The sequence below is a fragment of the Polaromonas sp. P1_G4 genome (assembly GCF_056405475.1).
Window position 1 is genome coordinate 1 of the sequence record NZ_JBFUCA010000362.1, and the last position, 4,394, is coordinate 4,394.

Below are 4,394 nucleotides of genomic sequence, written 5' to 3' on the forward strand. Positions count from 1 at the left end.
CGTCAAGGCCATGCTGAGCCGGGCTATCCAGGCCTGCCGGCGCGCGGGGAAATACGTCGGCATCTGCGGCCAGGGCCCCAGCGACCACCCGGACTTTGCGCAGTGGCTGAAGGACGAAGGCATCGGCTCCATCTCGCTGAATCCCGACACGGTGATCGCCACCTGGAAGCAACTGGCCAACTGAAGACGGTTGACATGAATTGAAACGGTGCGCTGCGGAGAGATTCGCAGCGCATTTTTTTTGCGTCGGAACCGCGCGACCGAGGGAAAACCCGCGATGGCAGGAGGTTTCCCGGTAAACAATTGGCAATACCTCCGATGACAATCGGAATCGTTGCCTTCATCCCTTCATCTGTTTGTCGTGAGCCATGCTTGCCGTCACCACTACCATCAAACTGCTCACTGAAATTGCTCTGCTTGCGTTGGCCGGGCAATGGGCAGTAGGCCTGCTGGCAGGCGCGGCGAAGGACAGCAATCCGTTTTATCGCGTGCTTCAGCTGGTGGGCTTGCCTTGGGTCAAGGCAGCACGCTGGATATCTCCGCAGGTCGTGATGGACCGTCACTTGCCGCTGGTGGCCTTTTTGGTGCTGCTGCTGGTGTGGGCCATTGCGGCCATCGCCAAAATCCGCATCTGCCTGGAGATCGGGGTGGCACTGTGCAAATAGACGCTGCCCTTCAATACGGTTTTCTGAAAATACGCGCACTGCTTTTGCTCGCCTGCGCCAAACGGCCTGCCGCGCTGGCCGTCTTTGACCAGATGCTGCAACTGCGCCCGGCAGACCCTTATGCGCTAGCCAGCCGCGGCCATGTGGCGGCGCAGCTCCAGCTCACACAAGAGTCCGTTGCCAGCCTGCAGCAATTGACCGCCGTCAGGCCCGGCCATGCCGCGGGCTGGTTCAACCTGGGTTATGTGTTGCAGCAGGCGGGACGCCATGATGAGGCCGGGCCGGCCTTTGAGCGCGCGGTGGCACTGGACGCGCGCCTGGACCAGGCCTGGTATGGCCTGGCGCTGGTGCACATTCAGGCGCACCGGTTTGAGGAAGCCGCCGAGGCCCTGCAAAAGAACACAGTCCTGCAGCCCTTGAGCCCTTACGGCTGGTACCGGCTCGCGCAGGTGTGGCTGGCGCTGGGCCAGCCCGCCAAGGCGCGCAAGGTGATTGCGCACTTGAGTCGCTTTGAGCCGCGTGTGGCGGCCCAGTTCGAGCGCGAAAACGAGGCCCTTTTTGCGGCCACCGGCCAGGCAGCCCATGCAGCCCACTGACAGCCACCGTCGTTACTGGCGCAAGAACCTCGCCGTAACGGCGGTGCTCCTCATGATCTGGTTCAGCGTTACGTTCGGCGTGAGTTACTTTGCGCGCGCGCTGAGCTTCACTTTTTTTGGCTGGCCTTTCAGCTTCTGGATGGGTGCGCAGGGCGCCCTGGTGGTGTATTGCCTCATCGTCGGCTTTTATGCCTGGTACATGAACCGGCTCGACATCGAGCATGACGTGGCGGACGAGGACTGAATGGGCGGCTTTTTTGGTTCGCGCGACGGCGTCAYGCTCTCGAGCCAGCAGTTCAAAAAGCAGCTGGACCGCGTCTACCGCTGGTACACGCTGGGCCTGGTGGTGTTTGTGGTCGTCCTGGCGCTTCTGGAACGTGCGGGCCTGCCGCGCCTCTGGATAGGTACGGCCTTTTTGCTGGCCACCATCGGCCTCTATGCGGGCATAGGCGTCATGAGCCGCACCACCGACGCCTCCGAATACTATGTGGCAGGCAGGCGCGTGCCGGCGGTCTACAACGGCATGGCCACCGGCGCCGACTGGATGTCGGCCGCCTCCTTCATTGGCCTGGCGGGAACGCTTTACCTCACGGGCTACAGCGGGCTGGCTTTCATCATGGGCTGGACAGGCGGCTACTGCCTGGTGGCGCTGGTGCTGGCGCCTTACCTGCGCAAGTTCGGCCAGTTCACCATTCCGGATTTTCTGGGAGAGCGCTACGGTGGGCGACTGCCGCGGCTCATCGGCGTGGCGGCGGCCATTTTGTGCTCCTTCACCTATCTGGTTGCGCAGATTTACGGCGTCGGCCTGATCACCTCCTACCTCACCGGCATCGCGTTCGAGCTGGGTATCTTCCTGGGGCTGGGTGGCATCCTGGTATGTTCTTTCCTGGGTGGCATGCGCGCGGTGACCTGGACGCAGGTGGCCCAGTACATCATCCTGGTGGTGGCCTACCTCATTCCGGTGGTCTGGCTGTCGGTCAAGCAGACGGGGATTCCGGTACCGCAGCTGGTTTATGGCTTTCAACTTGAAAAGGTCACGGCCAAGGAGAAAGAGCTGACGGCCGACCCCAAAGAGCTGCAGGTGCGTGAGCTGTTCAAGCAGCGCTCGGCAGCGCTGTCGGGCAGGCTGGAGCACCCCGCCGAGTCGCTGGCCGCCGACAAGCTGGCCGCCGCCAAACGAATGGAGCAGCTCAAAAGCGGCAATGCATCCGTGGCTGAAATTTCATCGGCCGCCAGGGCGATGGCCGCCATGCCCCGGGACGAGGCCGCCGCCGTCAAGGCCTGGACGGCGGCCAGGGCCGCTGCGGACGTCAAAACCCAGCCGCTTAACGGCATGCCCGCCCACGCGGCCCAGTTCTCGGGCAACCCGGACGGAACCCCGAAAGAGCAGGAGACCTACGACACTTCGCGCCGCAATTTCCTGGCGCTGGTTTTTTGCCTCATGGTGGGCACCGCGGCCTTGCCGCACATCCTCATGCGCTATTACACCGTGCCCAGTGTGCGGGAAGCGCGGCAGTCGGTCACCTGGTCGCTGGTGTGTATCTTCCTGCTTTATTTCACCGCACCGGCACTGGCTGTGCTGGTGAAGTACGAGATATTCACCGTGCTGGTGGGCATGCCGTTTGACCAGCTGCCCGCCTGGGTGCATTCCTGGACGCGGGTGGACCCTTCGCTGCTGTCGGTCACAGACATCAACAAGGACAACATCCTGCAGCTCAATGAGATGAACATAGGCGGYGACATCATCGTGCTGCTGACGCCCGAGCTGGCAGGCTTGCCCTACGTGATTTCAGGCCTGGTGGCGGCGGGTGGGCTGGCTGCAGCGCTTTCCACCGCCGACGGCCTGCTGCTGACGATTGCCAATGCGCTGGGCCACGACCTTTATTACAAGATGATCGATCCCAATGCATCAACGGTGAGCCGGGTGACGGTGTCCAAGATATTGCTGCTGATCGTGGCCTTGCTGGCGGCCTATGTGGCGGCGCAAAAGCCGGCGGACATCCTGTTTCTGGTGTCGGCCGCGTTCTCGTTTGCCGCCGCCTCGTTCTTCCCGGCGCTCAGCCTGGGGATCTTCTGGAAACGCGCCAACGGCATCGGGGCCGTGCTGGGCATGGTGTCGGGCCTGGGCGTAACCTCGTATTACATGTTCACCAACCAGGCCTGGCTGCGCACCACCTTCGGCATTACCTCGCCGGTGCAGCTGTGGTGGGGCATAGACCCGATTTCGGCCGGGCTTTTCGGTGTTCCGGTCGGTTTTGCGGTGATTGTGCTGGTGAGCCTGCTCACCCCGCCGCCCAGCCAGAAAGTCCAGGAACTGGTGGAATACATTCGCTATCCGGACCTGAAACGTCTCTGAAAAAGCTCAAGCCACGTGGTTTGGCTGCCTGGATTGTCGGGGCGCCKTGCGCCRRCGCCAAAGCGTGGCAGCCAGCCAGCCCAGCATGAGCAGCCCAAACGAGACCCAGGCGATATACGACAGCCGGTTGGCCATTTCCTGGCGTGCCGAGAAATTGAAAGCAAATGGCTTGTAGYTTGCGAATTTCTGGGCTTCCTCGCGTTGATCTGCACGGAAAAGATCGCCTGGTTTGCAGTTGTTTTCTTTTGGGTAAACGTAGCAGGCCGGGTTTTTCAGGTTCAGGAACCCGTTGTGCTCGGCAAGAACTGGCCCGGGACTTAATCCGTCGGCTGAAAAATACTCTCTGCGGTATCCAAACGCCGGGTTGTAGCACTCCAGTTGCGACATGCCGGCAACCAGTGTGTTATTGATAATGGCCCTCAACAGCCGCGGTCCAGACTGTATCTTTGAGACGGTTCCCAGTTCCCTGATCTCAGGCGTAAAGCTCTTTTCTTTCAATTGCTGGTGAGCTATGGCGATGGCGCCGGAATAGTAAATCGGCTGGAAATAGAACTTTCTCGGATCGGATGATGACTGAATGACTAGACCTGTGAGGCATGCGATAACTGCGACGACTTTCAGGTGTGGCCACCCGGAACGCTCGAACAGCAAGCCTGTGCCGACGGCGATCATTGGGATGTACACAATGATCCAACGCAGTGGCGTACTGGTTGAGTTGATGACGGGAATGCTTTTAAGGATGGCATTCCAGTGCGGCTCAAAGTAGTTGAATGCAAT

6 protein-coding genes are annotated in these 4,394 nt (G+C 60.9%); 5 read left to right on the forward strand and 1 reads right to left on the reverse strand.

Translation table 11 applies throughout. The features are described 5' to 3' along the window. The 5 genes from AC1D1X_RS16575 to AC1D1X_RS16595 form a co-directional block, all read left to right on the forward strand. Window positions 1-184: putative PEP-binding protein (locus AC1D1X_RS16575; RefSeq protein WP_477698681.1), on the forward strand; the 184-nt coding region annotated here is incomplete at its 5' end. Window positions 185-368: 184 nt separating this feature from the next. Further along, window positions 369-665: a hypothetical protein gene (locus AC1D1X_RS16580; protein ID WP_477670997.1), complete on the forward strand. Its 297-nt coding sequence runs from the start codon at window positions 369-371 to the stop codon at window positions 663-665. Continuing rightward, window positions 656-1,261 carry a tetratricopeptide repeat protein gene (locus AC1D1X_RS16585; protein WP_477670996.1) on the forward strand — a complete coding sequence of 202 codons (606 nt, stop codon included), beginning with the start codon at window positions 656-658 and terminating at the stop codon, window positions 1,259-1,261. Before AC1D1X_RS16580 ends, AC1D1X_RS16585 begins: the two co-directional genes overlap by 10 nt. Beyond that, window positions 1,248-1,505, forward strand: coding sequence for a DUF4212 domain-containing protein (locus AC1D1X_RS16590; RefSeq protein WP_477670995.1), 258 nt, complete (start codon window positions 1,248-1,250; stop codon window positions 1,503-1,505). The genes AC1D1X_RS16585 and AC1D1X_RS16590 overlap by 14 nt, the downstream gene beginning before the upstream one ends. Continuing rightward, window positions 1,506-3,617, forward strand: a complete 2,112-nt coding sequence (locus AC1D1X_RS16595; protein ID WP_477698682.1) for a sodium:solute symporter family protein — start codon at window positions 1,506-1,508, stop codon at window positions 3,615-3,617. 6 nt (window positions 3,618-3,623) lie between these two features. Here AC1D1X_RS16595 and AC1D1X_RS16600 read toward each other — a convergent pair. Continuing rightward, the coding region (locus tag AC1D1X_RS16600) for a hypothetical protein (protein WP_477698683.1) at window positions 3,624-4,394 on the reverse strand (771 nt) is incomplete at its 5' end.

What these genes read in the sequence shown, in the direction of transcription:
- AC1D1X_RS16580 (WP_477670997.1), top strand. Translation starts at nt 369, where the DNA reads ATGCTTGCCGTCACCACTACCATCAAACTGCTCACTGAAATTGCTCTG.
- AC1D1X_RS16590 (WP_477670995.1), top strand. Translation starts at nt 1,248, where the DNA reads ATGCAGCCCACTGACAGCCACCGTCGTTACTGGCGCAAGAACCTCGCC.